This window comes from Amycolatopsis sp. Hca4 (assembly GCF_013364075.1).
GTDB lineage: Bacteria > Actinomycetota > Actinomycetes > Mycobacteriales > Pseudonocardiaceae > Amycolatopsis.
In genome coordinates this window covers 6,035,277-6,051,037 of the sequence record NZ_CP054925.1, presented here as the reverse complement: position 1 = coordinate 6,051,037, position 15,761 = coordinate 6,035,277, and the positions used below count along the sequence as shown (strand labels likewise).

At 71.3% G+C, this 15,761-nt stretch carries 14 protein-coding genes and 1 tRNA gene; 12 read left to right on the top strand and 3 right to left on the bottom strand.

Annotation, left to right across the window (positions count from 1 at the left end; translation table 11 throughout):
* The first annotated feature begins 30 nt into the window (after positions 1-30).
* Entirely contained in the window at positions 31-3,207 is a 3,177-nt protein-coding gene (locus HUT10_RS26875) for a glycosyltransferase (protein WP_176173743.1), read from the top strand.
* Here HUT10_RS26875 and HUT10_RS26870 read toward each other — a convergent pair whose 3' ends face one another.
* Positions 3,208-4,377 (bottom strand): hypothetical protein, encoded by a 1,170-nt coding sequence (locus HUT10_RS26870; RefSeq protein ID WP_176173742.1) that lies wholly within the window; start codon positions 4,375-4,377, stop codon positions 3,208-3,210.
* 234 nt (positions 4,378-4,611) lie between these two features.
* Here HUT10_RS26870 and HUT10_RS26865 point away from each other — a divergent pair, with 234 nt between their 5' ends.
* Positions 4,612-5,217, top strand: a complete 606-nt coding sequence (locus HUT10_RS26865) for a hypothetical protein (protein ID WP_176178020.1) — start codon at positions 4,612-4,614, stop codon at positions 5,215-5,217.
* Here the strand turns inward: HUT10_RS26865 and HUT10_RS26860 are convergent.
* On the bottom strand, positions 5,195-5,878 hold the full coding sequence (locus HUT10_RS26860; RefSeq protein ID WP_176173741.1) for an alpha/beta fold hydrolase: 684 nt from the start codon (positions 5,876-5,878) through the stop codon (positions 5,195-5,197). The genes HUT10_RS26865 and HUT10_RS26860 overlap by 23 nt on opposite strands.
* A 134-nt stretch (positions 5,879-6,012) precedes the next feature.
* On the opposite strand from HUT10_RS26860, the gene HUT10_RS26855 reads away from it, so the two are divergent.
* Together HUT10_RS26855 and HUT10_RS26850 are read left to right on the top strand one after the other, a co-directional pair.
* The gene (locus tag HUT10_RS26855) at positions 6,013-6,552 is read left to right on the top strand and encodes a DUF2716 domain-containing protein (RefSeq protein WP_176173740.1); all 540 of its coding nucleotides are present in this window, start codon (positions 6,013-6,015) and stop codon (positions 6,550-6,552) included.
* 33 nt (positions 6,553-6,585) lie between these two features.
* Positions 6,586-6,984, top strand: coding sequence for an immunity 7 family protein (locus HUT10_RS26850; protein ID WP_176173739.1), 399 nt, complete (start codon positions 6,586-6,588; stop codon positions 6,982-6,984).
* A 100-nt stretch (positions 6,985-7,084) separates the two neighbouring features.
* Here HUT10_RS26850 and HUT10_RS26845 read toward each other — a convergent pair.
* Positions 7,085-7,157, bottom strand: a tRNA-Gly gene (locus HUT10_RS26845).
* A 187-nt stretch (positions 7,158-7,344) separates the two neighbouring features.
* Here HUT10_RS26845 and HUT10_RS26840 point away from each other — a divergent pair.
* The 8 genes from HUT10_RS26840 (at position 7,345) to HUT10_RS26805 (ending at position 15,742) form a co-directional block, all read left to right on the top strand.
* The gene (locus HUT10_RS26840; RefSeq protein ID WP_176173738.1) at positions 7,345-8,949 is read left to right on the top strand and encodes a sigma-70 family RNA polymerase sigma factor; all 1,605 of its coding nucleotides are present in this window, start codon (positions 7,345-7,347) and stop codon (positions 8,947-8,949) included.
* A 113-nt stretch (positions 8,950-9,062) separates the two neighbouring features.
* The gene (locus HUT10_RS26835) at positions 9,063-9,503 is read left to right on the top strand and encodes a DUF983 domain-containing protein (protein WP_086842855.1); all 441 of its coding nucleotides are present in this window, start codon (positions 9,063-9,065) and stop codon (positions 9,501-9,503) included.
* A 12-nt stretch (positions 9,504-9,515) separates the two neighbouring features.
* Positions 9,516-10,376: an Fpg/Nei family DNA glycosylase gene (locus HUT10_RS26830; RefSeq protein WP_176173737.1), complete on the top strand. Its 861-nt coding sequence runs from the start codon at positions 9,516-9,518 to the stop codon at positions 10,374-10,376.
* A gap of 99 nt (positions 10,377-10,475) precedes the next feature.
* Positions 10,476-11,801: a histidine kinase gene (locus HUT10_RS26825; RefSeq protein ID WP_176173736.1), complete on the top strand. Its 1,326-nt coding sequence runs from the start codon at positions 10,476-10,478 to the stop codon at positions 11,799-11,801.
* Positions 11,802-11,885: 84 nt separating this feature from the next.
* Positions 11,886-12,731 (top strand): S49 family peptidase, encoded by an 846-nt coding sequence (locus tag HUT10_RS26820; protein WP_176173735.1) that lies wholly within the window; start codon positions 11,886-11,888, stop codon positions 12,729-12,731.
* Positions 12,732-12,888: 157 nt separating this feature from the next.
* Positions 12,889-14,277 carry a glycoside hydrolase family 16 protein gene (locus HUT10_RS26815; RefSeq protein WP_176173734.1) on the top strand — a complete coding sequence of 463 codons (1,389 nt, stop codon included), beginning with the start codon at positions 12,889-12,891 and terminating at the stop codon, positions 14,275-14,277.
* Between the two features lie 83 nt (positions 14,278-14,360).
* Positions 14,361-15,194, top strand: coding sequence for a LytTR family DNA-binding domain-containing protein (locus tag HUT10_RS26810; protein ID WP_033261013.1), 834 nt, complete (start codon positions 14,361-14,363; stop codon positions 15,192-15,194).
* A gap of 14 nt (positions 15,195-15,208) precedes the next feature.
* A complete protein-coding gene (locus HUT10_RS26805; protein WP_176173733.1) occupies positions 15,209-15,742 on the top strand; it encodes a hypothetical protein in 534 nt (177 codons plus the stop codon).
* Positions 15,743-15,761 lie beyond the last annotated feature (19 nt).

Below are 15,761 nucleotides of genomic sequence, written 5' to 3'. Positions count from 1 at the left end.
GGCCCTGGTCGGGCGGCTAATCTGCCCGCCATGGGCAAGGGGACGAACGGTGAGCGCCTGATCGAGTGGACCGGCGAGCGGTGCGTACCGTGGACCGACGACCTCCAGGTGATCTACGAGCACTACCACCGCTACGCGTTCGCGGCCCGGTTCGCCGCCGGCAAGCGCGTGCTCGACCTGGCCAGCGGCGAGGGGTACGGCAGTGCGCTGATGGCCCGCTCGGCCACCGGGGTGGTCGGCCTCGAGCTGGACCCGGTGACCGTCGAACACGCCCGGCGCGCCTACCCGGGGCTGCGCTTCGAGGTCGGGTCGATCACCGACCCGTCGGCGCTCGATGGCGAAGAGTTCGACGTCATCACGTGCTTCGAGGCGATCGAGCACGTCGAGGAGCAGGACCGGCTGATGGAGCTGGTCCGCAACCGGCTCGCCCCGGGCGGGGTGTTCCTGTGCAGCACGCCCGACACCGAGGTCTACAGCCACGACCACGGCAACGAGAACCCGTACCACGTCCACGAGCTCACCGGTCCGGCGTTCCGGTCGCTGCTGTCGCGCAGCTTCGCCCACGTCGTCGTGCTGCGCCAGAACGTCGCCGTCGGCTCGCTGATCCACGACGGCGGTGCCGGAGCGGGCGCCGAGGTACTGACCCTGCAGCCCGGCGAGGGTGACGGCTGGGTCGTCGAGCCGGGCGCGCCGCACACCTACTTCGTCTCCGTCGCGTCGGCAGAGCCGGTCGAGGTGCCCTCGACGTCCGCGCTCGTCGACCCGAAGCTGACGCTGGTCGCCCGCGCCGCGGCCGAAACCGGGCGGCTGCGTGCCGAACTGGCCGGCGCCGAAGCCGAGCGCGAGCGCGCGGCGGCGGCCGAGAGCCGGTTGACCGCCGAGCTGGCCGAGGTCACCGCCGCCGAACGCCGGGCCGCGGCCGAGCGCGACGAGGCGATCGAGCAGGCCGAGCGCGCCCGCGAGGAGCGGCGGCGCGCCTCCGACGAGCTGCACCTGCTCAAGCGCAAGAACGGCTACGACAGCGAACGGCTGGAATGGCTCGCGGGCAACAACGCCGGGCTCAACGAGACGATCGGCAGGCTCGCCGCCGAGAACGCGAAGCTGCGCGCCGAGACGTCCGCCATCGCCCAGCGGGTGATCGGCAAGTACCGCGGGTCGATCGAGAAGTTCGCCCCGCGCGGCACGCGCCGCCGCGACCTCTACGAGACTGCGCTCGGGCGCCAGGCGGGCTCGCTGCCGGTCACCCCGCCGGTGCCGGGGCCGGTCGCGGTCACCACCAGCGACCAGCCGATCGTCAGCGTCGTCATCCCGGTCTACGGGAACTGGCCGTTCACCCGCGGCTGCCTCGACTCGATCCAGCGGCACCTGCCGTCGACGCCGTTCGAGGTGATCGTCGTCGACGACGCCTCGCGCGACGACTCGGCCGACCGCGTCGCCGGCTGCGCGGGGGTGCGGCTGGTCCGCGCCCCGAAGAACCTCGGGTTCGTCGGCGCGTGCAACCTCGGTGCCGAGCACGCCCGCGGCGAGCACATCATGTTCCTCAACAACGACACCGAGGTCCGGCCGGGCTGGCTGGACGAGCTGGTGGCCGTGGTGGAGTCGCGCCCCGACGTCGGTCTCGTCGGGTCGAAGCTGGTCTACCCGGACGGCAGGCTGCAGGAGTGCGGCGGGATCATCTGGGCCGACGGCACCGGCTGGAACTACGGCAGGCTGCAGTCGGCGGAGACGCCGTGGTTCCAGTCCGTGCGGGACGTCGACTACTGCTCGGGCGCGGCCCTGCTCGTCCGGCGTGACCTCTTCGAGCGGATCGGCGGCTTCGACAAGCGGTTCGCGCCTGCCTACTACGAGGACACCGACCTGGCGTTCGCCGTGCGGGCGGCCGGGTTCCGCACGGTGGTCCAGCCCGCGTCGGTCGTCGTGCACCACGAGGGCATCACCAACGGCACGGACGTCTCGTCCGGTGTGAAGCGGCACCAGGAACTCAACCGCGGGGTCTTCGTCGAGAAGTGGAGCGTCCAGCTGCGCGACCACTTCCCGGAGGCGAGCCCGCGCGCGGTCTGGGCCGGGCGCCAGCGGACGCAGGACGGCCACCGCGGCGGCACCGTGCTCGTCGCCGACCACCAGGTGCCGATGCCGGACAAGGACTCCGGCTCGGTGCGGATGTTCCGCATCCTCGAACTGCTCGTCGGCCTCGGCCACCGGGTCGTGTTCATGCCGCTCAACAACGCGCTTCCCGAACCGTACGCCCACGCGCTGTACCAGGCGGGCGTCACGGTGGTGACCGGACTCGGCGAGCAGCAGGAGTTCCTCCGCGACGCCGGACCCGACCTGCGCCTGGCGATCCTCTCGCGGCCGCACGTCGCCTGGCAGCTGCTGGAGCAGGTGCGCGAGCACGCGCCGGACTGCGTCATCGCCTACGACACCGTCGACCTCCACTTCGTCCGGCTCAACCGGCAGGCCGACCTGGCCGCCCGGCTCGGTGACACGCGGGAAGAGCTGACGCTGCGGCGGCGGGCGGAAGTGCTGCGGGAGTCGGAGCTCGGCCTCACCCGCGCCACCGACGTCACCTTCACGGTGTCCGATGTGGAGCGTGCGCTGCTGCGTGAGCTCGTGCCGTCGGCGCGCGTCGAGGTGCTGTCCAACGTGCACCACGCCGACGGCGCGCTCGCCGTCCCGGACGGGCGCGCGGACGTGCTCTTCGTCGGCAGCTTCGACCACCTGCCCAACCGGGACGCGGCCCGCTGGCTGGCCACCGAGATCATGCCGCTCGTGCGGCGCCGCCGTCCGGACGCCGTGGCGCGGATCGTCGGCAGCAACCCGCCGGAGGAGGTGTTCGACCTCGCCCGCGAAGGCGTGGTCGTCCGCGGCTGGGTACCGAACCTCGACAGCGCGTACGGCGAGGCCAGGGTCGTCGTCGCGCCGCTGCGCTTCGGCGCCGGCGTGAAGGGGAAGCTGGGCGAGAGCCTCGCCTACGGCGTGCCCGTCGTCGCCACGCCGCTGGCCACCGAGGGCATGCACCTCACGCACGGCCGTGACGTCCTCGTCGGCGCGTCGGCCGAGGAACTCGCCGAGGAGATCGTCACGCTGCTCGAGGACGACAAGCTCTGGCAGCGGCTGTCCGAAGCGGGCAAGTCCGTGGTGGACCGCCTCTTCGGAGCCGACGTCGCCCGCCACACCTTGGCCGGTCTCCTCGACCGGCCGGCCTGATCAGCTGGGCGGCAGCGCTTTCTGGAACACCGAAAGCGCGTTGTCCAGCCCGGCCTTCAGCTCGTTGCGGTTCTTCCCGAACGGCTGGGACACCCACAGCACGATGGCGACCTTGCCCGAGGTGTACCAGGTGCCGTCCATCCGCCGGTCGCCGTTGCGGCCGGTGACGACCTTGTCGTCATCGGCCAGCGGGGAGAAGCCGCCGGAGCTCGCGGCCGCACGCAGGTAGTCGACGACGGCCTTCGCGTCCTCGGGCGAATTGGTCGGGACCGCGAAGGCCAGGTAGCCCAGGTCCCCGGTGGACGAGCCGCGGTAGACCAGCTGCGTGACGCCGTGCTGCGAGAAGATCTGCGCGGTTTCCTTCGGGTACAGGTTGAGGTCGAGGCCCTTGGCCAGTGACAGCGTCGAGCTGCCGGCGTACTGCATGCCGGGCAGCGGCGGCACCTGGTCCTCCAGCTGCGGCTGGGCGGCGGCGGCCGGCGGCTGCGGCAGCGTGGGCACGAGGGTGGACAGGGCGTCGGACTTCGGTTCGTCGTCACCGAGCCACACCGTCGCGCCGCCGATCAGCGCGAGCACGACCAGCACGCCGAGGGCGATGAACGGCCACGTCCGCCGGGAAGAGCCGTCCTCTTCGTCGTCGCCGGAGAGGAACCGGTGCTTGCCGGCCGGCGTGGCCGGCTCGGCGTCGCGCGGCCGCGGCGCGGACTCGCCCCCCGGGGGCGTGATCGGCGGGAACCGGCGGCCGAACTCCTGCTCGCCGGGGCCGTCGACCTGCAGGTAGCGGGTTGGGACGATGTCGGCGGGGCTCGGCGCGGTCGTCATGTGGTCGGGGATCGCCTGCACCTGGGCCGCGGACAGCGTCTTCGGCAGTCCGGTGCGCTGCCACGGCGGAGGCGGCGCGGGGGGTGGCGGGGGCGTGGCCGGCGCGTACCGCGGCGACTCGATGCGCTGCGGCGGCGGCGCGGGCTGGGACGGCGCGGGGTGGTTCGCCGGGTTGGTGCTCCGCCAGCCTTCACCCGGACGGCGCAACGGCGAGGGCACTGGTGACGCCACGGTGGCCCCGGACGCCTGGGCGAGCAGCTCGTCCCGCTGTTTGCGGTGGTCAGCGGCGCCGATGCGCCCCGCGGCAAGATCCGCGTCGAGACGGCGCAGCTCGTCCTGCCAGCTCATCCTTTGGGACCCCCATCCACCGTTCGGGGCATCAGTCTGGCACGTCCTGCCGACCGGCAAGGTTGCGGTTTGAGGTTGATCGGCAACTTAGCGCACGACCGCCGATTTGGGGAGACTTCCGCCGCGTCACCCTTCAGGACCCCGAAAACTGTCGTACATATGTTCTAAAATTGGCGTTGTCCAGGGGAGATGCCGCCCGCGTCCGCGGGTGGCGTGATGGAGGAAGGCAGGGCCATGGCCTACATCACCCTGTCCACGTTCGTGGGCTACAGCGCGAGTTCCGGGCCGTCGCGGTCGTCGTTCGTCCGGCGGCAGCGCCGTCAGTACGAAGATCCGGCGCGGGCGGCGTTCAACTACTACCGGCGGGCGGCCAACGCGGTCCGGTCCGGGCGGGCGGCGAACCAGGACGAAGTCGCGCTGCGCGCCCTCGTCAACGCCGCCGACGAGCGGACGAAACCGCACTACGCGGCGATCGCCGACGGCTGGCTGCGGTACCTCGGCCGGAAGTCGCCGAAGCTGGTCGACGTCGGCCGCGGGCGGTGCCGGATCGGGGAGCTCGAAATCGGCGTCAGCCCGCAGATGGGGCTGCGCAAGAGCGACGGCCGCCGCTACGCGACCTGGCTCTACTTCAAGGAGGAGCCGCTGGCGAAGGACTCGGCGCAGCTCGCGCTGTGGGTGCTGGAGCAGGCGATGCCCGACATCCTGCCCGGTGGGGAGGCACTGGTGATCGACGTCCGGCGGGCGAAGGAGTACCAGCTCTCGGCGCGTGACCGGACTCGGCTGCGGCCGTGGGCCCGCAGCGAGGCGTCGGCGTTCCTCACCCTGTGGGACGCGGCCTGAGCAGCACCTCGGCCACCAGGTCCGGCCGGGTGACGAAGGGGTGGTGCGCCACCGGCAGCTCGACGACGTCGGTGGCGCGCGCCGCCTGGGCCCGCTGGGTCCCGGGCAGCGTCGCGCGGTCTTCGCCGCAGAGGAGGTAGGTCGACGGGACGGTCCGCCACGCCGCCCGGGTCGCCGGCTGGCCGAACACCGCCTCGTTTTGGGCGGTGAGCCGGCCGGCGGCCGCGGCGTAGGTGGCGTCGTCGAAGTCCTGGGCGAACAGCGGCCGGACGAACTCTTCCCGGACGCTCGCGGTGCCGTCGTCGTGGCTGAGGTGCCACGGCGGCGGCTCGCCCGTCCCGAAGTCCGCGAGTGCCTCGCCGACGTCCGGCAGGAACGACGTCACGTAGACGAGCCGGTGGACCGCGGGGTGATCGCCCACTGTGGTGATCACCATGCCGCCGTACGAGTGACCGACGAGCAGGGCGGGTTCGTCGGAGCCGTCGAGCAGGGCCCGGACGGCCGCCGCGTCGTCGTGGAGATCGCCCCGCGGCTCGGCCTCGCAGCTCGGCAGCACTGCCGCTGAGCTGCGCAGACCGTGCCGGGCGAGTACGTCGGCCGTCGGCTGCCACCACCAGGCGCCGTCGCGGACGAAGGCGCCGTGGACGAAGAGGACCCGCATGGTGACAATTTGGCAGAACCCACCCGGACGAGTGACACAGTTCGCGGCGGGCGGACGGGGACTGGACAAAGCGGAGGCCGAACACGAAGCTTTCGCGTGTTCTTCCGCGCCTGGCCGACTCGAAGGTCTCAACCGTGAATGCTGCTTGGGAAGCCGTCTCCCGCGTCGTCGACGAGCCCGCCTGGTACTGGGTCTACGACAAGCTGGCGTTCTGGCCGAGCACCTACGCCAACGCCTGGCCGGGTTTCCGCGAGCCGGTGCCGTCGCGGACCTGGGACCTGTCGCCGGGGGACCTGGACCGCGCCTCGGCCGAGTTCCGCCTCGGCCCGTACGCGGTCGAAGAGCACCTGCTCGCGGGCATCGCGCTGGCGGCGTTCCGCGAGGTGTGCGGCCCGGATGACTGGATGTGGGCGCTGCACTGGCAGCACCAGTCCTACCGGATCCGGCCGCACCTGATGTCCGGGAGCGCCCGCTGGCCGGTGCCGGTGTTCCCGCGCGCGGACTACCACCTGTTCCTGGCGTCGGACTTCTCCTTCGGCACGCTCGGCCACCCGTGGGAGCGGACGCTCTGCGTGTTCGGCGAGAAGCTGGTGCCGGCGTTCGAGCGGCTGGGTGAAGGCGTGCTGGAGAACGTGCTGCGCCGAGACGGGAAGCCATCGGCGCTGGCCCGCTGAACCCGCTGCCGATCTCTTGCTACCGTTCTGCGGGTGTTCGAATATCACGGCTGGGTGACCATCCAGGCGACCGCGAGCGGCGACGACGACGCGGCGCTCCTGGAGCGCCTGGTCGACCGCGTACACCGCGCGATCCGCGACGCGGCCGAACTCGACCTGGTCGACCTCCGCTGGAGCGCGGGGATCCCCATGCTCCACTTCGGCGGCTTCGACAAGCACGGCGGCCAGGCCGCCGAACTGCTCACGCTGTTCACCCGCGCGGGCGAATTGGCCCCTGGCTCCTACGGCCTGCTCTACACGTGGGACGACCAGGACACGGAGAACGACAACAACTTCCGCGTCTACCGGATGGCCCGAGGCCAGGTGACCGAGCGGGAGGACCCACACTTGACCCCGGTGGCCCCCACGGTTCTGGACACCTACGAACTCTGATCCGGCCCCGCGAACACCGTGGGGTCCGGCCTCAGCCCCTTGGGTGAAATAGCAAGAGGGCTGTACCGGTGTGTTTTCCGATACAGCCCTCTTGCTTGCGAGCGGATGACGGGATTCGAACCCGCGACCCTCACCTTGGCAAGGTGATGCGCTACCAGCTGCGCTACATCCGCGTTGTCTTGCTGATGGGGAGAACTCTATACCGTCCGCGCACGGGGTCTGACACCGGGGTCCCCTCCCGTCGGACCGGTGCTTCGGTGTCACAGCTGGCGTACAAGGGGTGACGACGGCTGATTCGCTCCGTATGGTGTCTCCATTCGACCGAATGGGGAGACCTTCGGGGAGGAGGTGCCGGGCCGGATGACCGAGCTGGGCACGGTGCCGCCACCAGCGGCCTCGGAATCCGACGAGCAGGCACTGCTGCAACGGCTGCGCAACGGCGAGGACGCCGCGTTCGGGGAGCTGTTCGAGCTGCACGCCGCCGCGGTCCGCCGGCTCGCGCAGAGCCTGGCCGCCGACCGGTCCGAAGCCGAGGACATCACCGCGGAGACGTTCTTCCGCGTGCTGCAGGCGCTCCGCCGGGGTGCCGGTCCCCGTGACTACGTCCGCGCCTACCTGCTCACCGTGGCCCGCCGGGTGTCGTGGGAGTGGCACGGTGCGCGCCGGGACGTCCCGGTCTCCGACGACGAACTGACCTTCCGGGCCGGGGCGGGTGCCGACACGCACGCCCGCACGGCCGAGCACACGTTGATCACGACGGCGTTCACCAGCCTGCCGGAGCGCTGGCGGACGGTGTTGTGGCAGACCGAGGTCGAGGGCGAGCAGCCCGCGATGGTCGCTCCCCACTTCGGGTTGAGCGCGAACGCGACCGCCGCGCTGGCCCGCCGGGCCCGCCAGGGGCTGCGTGCGGCGTACCTGCAGGCGCACCTTTCCGTGAGCCGCGGGCCGGATTCGTGCCGGGCCGTGGTCGAGAAGCTCGGCGGGTTCACCGCGGGCAGCGTCACCGGTGCCGAGGCCGAGCGGATCAAGGCGCACCTGGTCGGCTGCTCGTCGTGCCGCGCGACCCAGGACGAGCTGCGTGACGTCTGTTCGTCGCTGCGGGCGCACGCCGGGGTGCTGGTGCTGCTGGTGCCGGCCGCCGCGTCGGCGGGCGGCAGCGGGGTGCTGGCCGGCCTGGGTGCCGCGGTCAAGGGCGTGCTGGTCGGTTCGAAGGTCAAAATCGGGCTGGCGCTGGCGTCGACCGCCGCGGTCGGTGCCGTCGGCGTTGCGGCCGGGCCGGTGCTGTTCGGGTCCGGGCCGGTGCAGGACATCGGCTTGCCCGGCGGGGCGCCCGAGCTGATCGTGGTGCCGCCGTCGGAGACGCACCACCAGCCGCCGCCGCAGGTGCCGCCGGAGCCGCGGATCGGCATCGGCGTGCTGAACGGCCGGGGCACCGGTGGCGCGGTGCCGCCGCGGGCGCGTGGCGGCGAGCGGCAGGCCGCCGCGAACGAGGTGCCGCAGCTGCCGGTGGCCGGGGACGTCCCGGTCGGCGAGGTGGCCGGGGACGGCGAGCAGCCCGTCCCGCGCGAGGACCTCACGTCGTCGACGTTCATGGCGACCGACCACCCGGCGACGTCGCCGCGGCTGGACACGACGTCCAGGCCCGACGTGACGATGACGACCGAGTCCACCGAAGAGCCCGTGCCGGAGGACGCCGAAGCGCCCGAAGTGTCGCCGACCGGGAAACCGGGGCCGTCGTCGGACGCGGCGGACAAGCCCGCACCGAAGGACGACGAGACCGGGACGACCGAGCCGCCGACCACGGAAACGCCGACCACGGAAACGCCGCCCACCGAGACACCCACCGCGGAGACACCGACCACCGTGACGCCGACTTCGGAGAAGCCGTGCCCGGCCGGCGCATCGGCCGTCACCGGGTCGGGCGAACCGGCGGATCCGGCTGCGGCCGCGCCGTCGGGTTCCTGATCAGCGGTGATGTCCTCCACCGGGCGAGATGTCCGGTTCCTCCCTCGCGCGGGTGAGCCCCGGCACGGTACCGTTGAGGCGCTCACCCTGCGGGCGCCCCGGGAGGCAACTGAATGAACCGGCTGGTACGCGGCGAAGACGGCCGCGACTGGGTGGTCCGTGCCCAGATGGAATGGCGCGCACCGGCGACGGCCGACGACTTCGAGCACGACGTCGCGGGCAGCTACGGGCCCGGGATCGCGATGATCGTCGTCACCGCCCTGCTGGCGGTGATCCTCATCGTGTGGACACCCGACCAGGTCAACGTGCCCGCGTGGGTGCTGCTGGCGCTGCTGCTCGTGGTGCTGTTCTTCCCACTGCGGTGGATCCTGCGCCGCCCGTGGACCGTGGTCGCGGAGACCGAAGGCGACGTGACGGGCGACCGGCCGTCCGAGCGCTGGGTCGGCACCATCCGCGGCATGTTCACCGTGCAGGGCGAGGTCAAGAAGATCTCGAAGACCATCCAGCGGCACTCGCTGCCGGACTTCGACGGGCCGCTTCACCCGGTCGAGTAGGACAATGGAGCCATGCCCGAGCTACCCGAGGTCGAAGCACTGGCTCACCACCTGCGTGAGAACGCCGTGGGCCGGACGATCTTCCGCATCGATGTCGCATCGCTGAGCGTGCTCAAGACGGCGACCCCGCCGTACACCGCGCTGCACGGCCGCGAGATCACCGGCGCGACCCGGCACGGCAAGCACCTCGACGTCGTGGCCGGCGACCTGCACCTGGTCGTCCACCTGGCCCGCGCGGGCTGGCTGCGCTGGTCCGACGGACTCGCCGCGGCGCCGCTGAAGCCGGGGAAGGGCCCGATCTCGCTGCGGGTGCACCTCGAGTCCGCCACCGGGCCCGGCTTCGACCTCACCGAAGCGGGCACGAAGAAGGGCCTGGCGGTGTGGATCGTCAAGGACCCGCAGGAGATCGCGAGCGTGGCGAGGCTGGGGCCGGACGCGCTGGCCGTGGACGCCGCGCAGCTGCGTGAGCTCTTCGCCGGCAAGAACACCCGGCTGAAGTGGGCGCTGACCGACCAGTCGCTGCTCGCCGGGATCGGCAACGCCTACTCCGACGAGATCATGCACCGCGCGAAGCTCTCGCCGTACGCCACGATCGGCAAGCTCGACGACGGCGCGCTGGAGACCCTCGCCGAGGCGATCCACGAGATCGAGTCCGACGCCGTCGAGCGGTCGGTGGGGCAGAAGGCGGCCCGGCTGAAGGGCGAGAAGCGGTCGGGCCTGCGGGTCCACGCGCGGACCGGGCTGCCGTGTCCGGTCTGCGGCGACACGATCCGCGAAATATCCTTCGCCGACAAGTCGTTCCAGTACTGCCCGACCTGCCAGACCGGCGGAAAGCCGCTGGCCGACCGCCGGATGTCGCGCCTGCTGAAGTAGCCGCTTCCGGACGCTCGGTAGGGTCTCGTCAACTCTCGGTCATCGCTGTTGGACAGAAAGTGGGATCAGGCCTTGCACCCGGTCGGTCGAGCGCAGAGCATGGACGCCGTGTCCGGGTTCCCGCTTGCGCAGATCGTCCCGTGGGTCCTTGTGGCGCTGCTCGGCGTCACGGTGATCGTCCTTGTCGTAAAACTGCGCAAACCGGGCAGTGAAGTCGAGGACGCCATGCTGCAGGCGGTCCACCGGATGTCGAAGGCGGCCCCGAACCTCCGCTCGGGCCTGGACGAGGACGCCGCCGACAAGATCACCACCCAGCTGCTGCAGATGCTCGACTGCGTTGCCGTCGGCATCACCGACAGCGAAGGCACGCTGCTGTCCTGGGACGGCGAGGCGAACGAGCACTACGTCGACCTCGTCGACGCCATCGGCGCGGCCATCCGCAAGCACCGCCGCGAGGTCGTCGCGCACGACCGGATGCCGTGCAACCACCGCGGCACCTGCCGGATGAAGACCGCGGTGATCGTGCCGCTGCTGGTGGAGGGCGAGACCGAGGCGGCGCTGATCGTCGTCGGCCGGACCCGCGGCCGGCTGGTGCAGATGGCCGACGCCGTCGCCCAGTTCGTCTGCACCCAGTTCGAGCTGGCCCGGCTCGACGAGTCGAAGCACCAGCTCCAGCAGGCCGAGATCAAGGCGCTGCGGGCCCAGATCTCGCCGCACTTCGTCTACAACGCGCTGAACACCATCTCCGCGCTGATCCGCACGGACCCCGAAGAGGCGCGAGAGCTGCTTCAGGACTTCGCCGACTTCACGCGCTACTCGTTCCGGACGTCGGGCATGTTCACCTCGCTCGCCGAGGAGCTGCGCAACATCGACCGCTACCTGACCATCGAGAACGCCCGCTTCGGCGGCCGGCTCGAGGTGCGGATGAAGATCGCGCCCGAGGTGCTCAGCGTCGTCGTGCCGTTCCTGATCATCCAGCCGCTGGTGGAGAACGCGGTCAAGCACGGACTGGCCAGCAAGCCCAGCGGCGGCTGCGTCACGGTGATCGCGCAGGACTACGGCACCGAGGCGCTGATCAGCGTCGAGGACGACGGCATCGGCATGGACCCGCGGCGGCTGCGTGACGTCAAGAACGCGCACAGCACCGGCGCGCACGTCGGGCTCGGCAACATCAGCCAGCGCATGCAGCAGGTCTTCGGCAGCGACTACGCGGTGATGGTCGAGACCGCGCCCGGGGCAGGCATGAAGGTGACGCTGCGGGTGCCGAAGTTCGTCCCGGGTGTCCGGCCGAACATGCCGGACTACAGCGCCGACAACGACACGGGCGACGCCGACGTGCCGGCCCAGGGCGGTCCCGCCCAGCTGAACGGCGCCGAGGTGAACGGCGTCAACGGCACCCGCTCCGGCATCCTCCCCATGGGCTGAATCCCGGCTGTGACATCCGGGGCTCCGCCCCGGGCCGGGGGCTTCGCCACCCGGACCCCCGAAAAATCCGGCTAGCCTGGCGGTATGAGCGTTACGGACAAACTGGCTTCGCGGATCCCGGTGCTCGCCGACCGGGTCGAGCGCAAGGACGTCGTGGCCGTGGTGAAGCTGCACGGCGTGATCACGCCGTCGCCGTCACCGCTGGCCAGGGGCGCGATCAACCTGGCCGCCGTCGAGTCGGCGCTGACCAGGGCGTTCGGGTACGAGCGGCTGAAGGCGGTCGCGCTGCTGGTGAACTCCCCGGGCGGTGCGCCGACGCAGTCGGGGCTGGTCGCCGAGCGGATCCGCCAGCTGGCCGACGAGAAGGGCGTGCCGGTGCTGGCGTTCTGCGAGGACGTCGCCGCCTCCGGTGGCTACTGGCTGGCCTGCGCGGCCGACGAGATCTACGCCCACCGCACGTCGATGGTTGGCTCGATCGGCGTGATCAGCGGCGGCTTCGGCTTCACGGGCCTGCTGGAGCGCTTCGGCATCGAGCGCCGCCTGCACACGGCGGGCGCGAACAAGTCGCGGCTGGACCCGTTCTCGCCGGAGAAGCCCGAAGACGTCGAGTGGCTGAAGAAGATGCACGCCCAGCTCCACGAGCTGTTCGTGAACTGGGTCAAGGAACGCCGCGGCGACCGCCTGACGGACACCGAAGACCTGTTCACCGGCGACGTCTGGCTCGGCGCGAAGGCGGCCGAACTCGGCCTGGTCGACGGGCTGGGCAGCCTCCGCCAGATCATCACCGAGCGCTACCCGGACGCGGAGATCTCGGTGGCCGAGCCGAAGAAGCCCCTGCTGGCCCGCCTGGGCCTCGGTGCCCCGGCCGCCGCGTCGGCGGTCCTGGACGCGGTGACGCAGAAGGCGGCGTGGTCCCGGTTCGGCCTCTGACGTCGATGTCCGATTCGAGTACTTCAGGGCACAGTTTGTGACCTGAATCACTCAACCCCGGTAACGCCTCTGGAATCGCCGTGGGGTGTCAGGTCTCCTTGTCGACGGGCTTTGTTGTGAACGGCAACAAATCCGGTCGACAAGGAGGTCGTCCCCGATGCCCCACTCCCGCAGACTCGCCCTCGGTGCGGTGCTCGGCGCCGCGCTCATCGCCATCCCCCTCACGATGCCCGCCGCGGCGTCCATCCCGCCGCCCGAATCGGGCTGGACCACGGTCTTCGCCGACGACTTCACCGGCGGGGCCGGCACGCTCCCCTCGAGCGCCAACTGGATCGTCGACACCGGCCACAGCTACCCCGGCGGCCCCGCCAACTGGGGCACCGGGGAGATCCAGAACTACACGGCCAGCACCAGCAACCTCTCGCAGGACGGTGCCGGCAACCTCCGCATCACGCCGTTGCGCGACAGCGCGGGCAACTGGACGTCGGCGCGGATCGAAACCCAGCGCACCGACTTCAAGCCGCCGTCCGGCGGGGTCATGCGGATCGAAAGCCGGATCCAGATGCCGAACGTCACCGGCGCGGCCGCGCTCGGCTACTGGCCCGCGTTCTGGGCGCTCGGCGGCCCCTACCGCGGCAACTGGTGGAACTGGCCGGCCATCGGCGAGTTCGACATCATGGAGAACGTCAACGGGATCAACTCCGTCTGGGGCGTCCTGCACTGCGGCGTCAACCCGGGCGGCCCGTGCAACGAGACGACCGGGCTACCGGCGAACCGCGCCTGCCCGGGCAGCAGCTGCCAGTCGGCCTTCCACACCTACCGCTTCGAATGGGACGCGAGCACCAGCCCGCAGGTGCTGCGCTGGTTCGTCGACGGCCAGCAGTTCCACTCGGTGAGCCAGAACCAGCTCGACGCGACGACGTGGGCCAACATGACCTCCCACCAGGGCTACTTCGTGCTGCTCAACCTCGCCATCGGCGGCGCGTTCCCGAACAACAACTCCGGCACCACGACGCCGGGGCCGGGCATCGTGCCGGGCCACCCGATGGTCGTCGACTACGTCACGGTGACCACCCGCGGCGGCGGTGGCGGCACGACGACCCCGCCGACCACGACCACGCCGCCCTCCGGCGGCGGCAGCGCCTACAGCACCATCCAGGCCGAGTCGTTCAGCCAGCAGTCCGGGGTGATCACCGAGGCCACCTCCGACAGCGGTGGCGGCCAGAACATCGGCGCGGTGGCCAACGGCGACTGGACGCTCTACCCGAACGTGGACTTCGGCAGCAGCGCGGCGACCAACTTCCAGGCCCGCGTCGCGTCCGGGGCGGCGGCCGGCGTCAGCGGGCTGGTCGAGGTGCGGCTCGACAGCCGGTCCAACGCGCCGATCGGCAGCTTCGCGGTCGGCAACACCGGCGGCTGGCAGAGCTGGCGGACCGTGCCGGCGAACATCAGCGCGGTGACCGGCGTGCACAACGTGTATCTGACGTTCACCAGTGGTCAGCCCGCGGATTTCGTGAACCTGAACTGGTTCACCTTCGTGCATTGAGAGGAGGGGGCCCGCGGCCCCGGCCGCGGGTCTTCCCACATCAGGCAGACGGGGGCTGGACATTGCACTCGGCAATGGGCAGGATGCGTTTCACTGTGAGTGCTCACGATGACACCCGGAAGCTCGTGGTCCTGGCCGTGGACGACGAGCCGAACGGTCTTGACGAACTCGTCCACTGCCTGCGCAACAGCCCGCACGTGGCCAAGGTGTTCCCGGCGATCGACGCCTCCGAGGCGCTGCGGTTGCTGTCCACCGACGACCCGAGGCTACGCGAACGCAAGGACCGCGGCCTGCCGATCGTCGACGCCGTCTTCGCCGACATCGACATGCCCGGCCTGTCCGGCATGGAGATGTCGCGCGTGTTCGCCGCGCTGCGGCCCTCGCCCGCGCTGGTGTTCGTCACCGGGCACGCCGAAGAAGCGGTCAACGCCTTCGACCTCGGCGCCCTCGACTACGTGCTCAAGCCCTACCAGCAGGACCGCCTCGACCGCGCGATCACGCGCGTGATCGACAAGCTGGCCGCGGCCGCGGCGCCCCCGCCCGGCGCGCTGGGCGGCGAGCCGGTCAAGAACGACGACGAGGTCATCCCGGTCGAGCTGGCCGGGACGACCAAGCTCATCCCGCGCTCGTCGGTCCGCTGGGTCGAGGCGCAGGGTGACTACGCACGGCTGTTCACCACCGAAGGCAGCCACCTGGTCCGCATCCCGCTCGCCCAGCTCGAGGAGCGCTGGGAGAAGGCCGGGTTCGTCCGCATCCACCGGTCGTTCCTGGTCGCCCTGCCGCTGATCACCGAGCTGCGCATGGGCCAGGGCGGCTACCAGGTCGTGATCGGCAACGAGGAGAAGGTGCTGCCGGTCAGCCGTCGGCACACCCGCGCGCTGAAGGACCGGCTGGTCGGTTCGGGCCGGAACGGCTGAGCCGGGACCGGCCCATGACCGACGACTTCTACGAGCGCCGCGCCAACGGCGTCCGCGAGCCGGACCCGACCCTCGGCAGGCGCGGTCCCCGGCACCGGCCGCTGCCGCAGCCGGCGGAGCGTGCCGTCGTCGAGCACCTGCCGCCCGCGCCGGAGAACGAGCCGCCGCCGAAGCCGGAACACCACGCGAAACCCAAGCGGGAGCGGGTGATCCTCGCCGACCCGCGCCGCGGGGCGGGCACCCTGCGCGCCCGGGTCGAGCTGGAGGAGCAGACCAGCTGGGGGAAGCTGCTCGTCCGCGATCACCTGGTGAAGGTGCAGCTGCGCACGGCGTTGCTGCTCGCCCTGCTCGTCGTCGGCGTCTTCGGCTCCCTGCCCGTGCTGTTCTACCTGGTGCCCGGGTTCTCCAGGGCCAGCCTGCTGGGCATCCCGGTGGCCTGGCTGATTCTCGGCGTGCTGCCGTTCCCATTCCTGTTCGGTGTCGGAATCTGGTACAACCGGCTCGCCGAACGCAACGAACGCGCGTTCGTGGACATGATCGAAAACTAGTTTCGCACCCGCTCGTGCG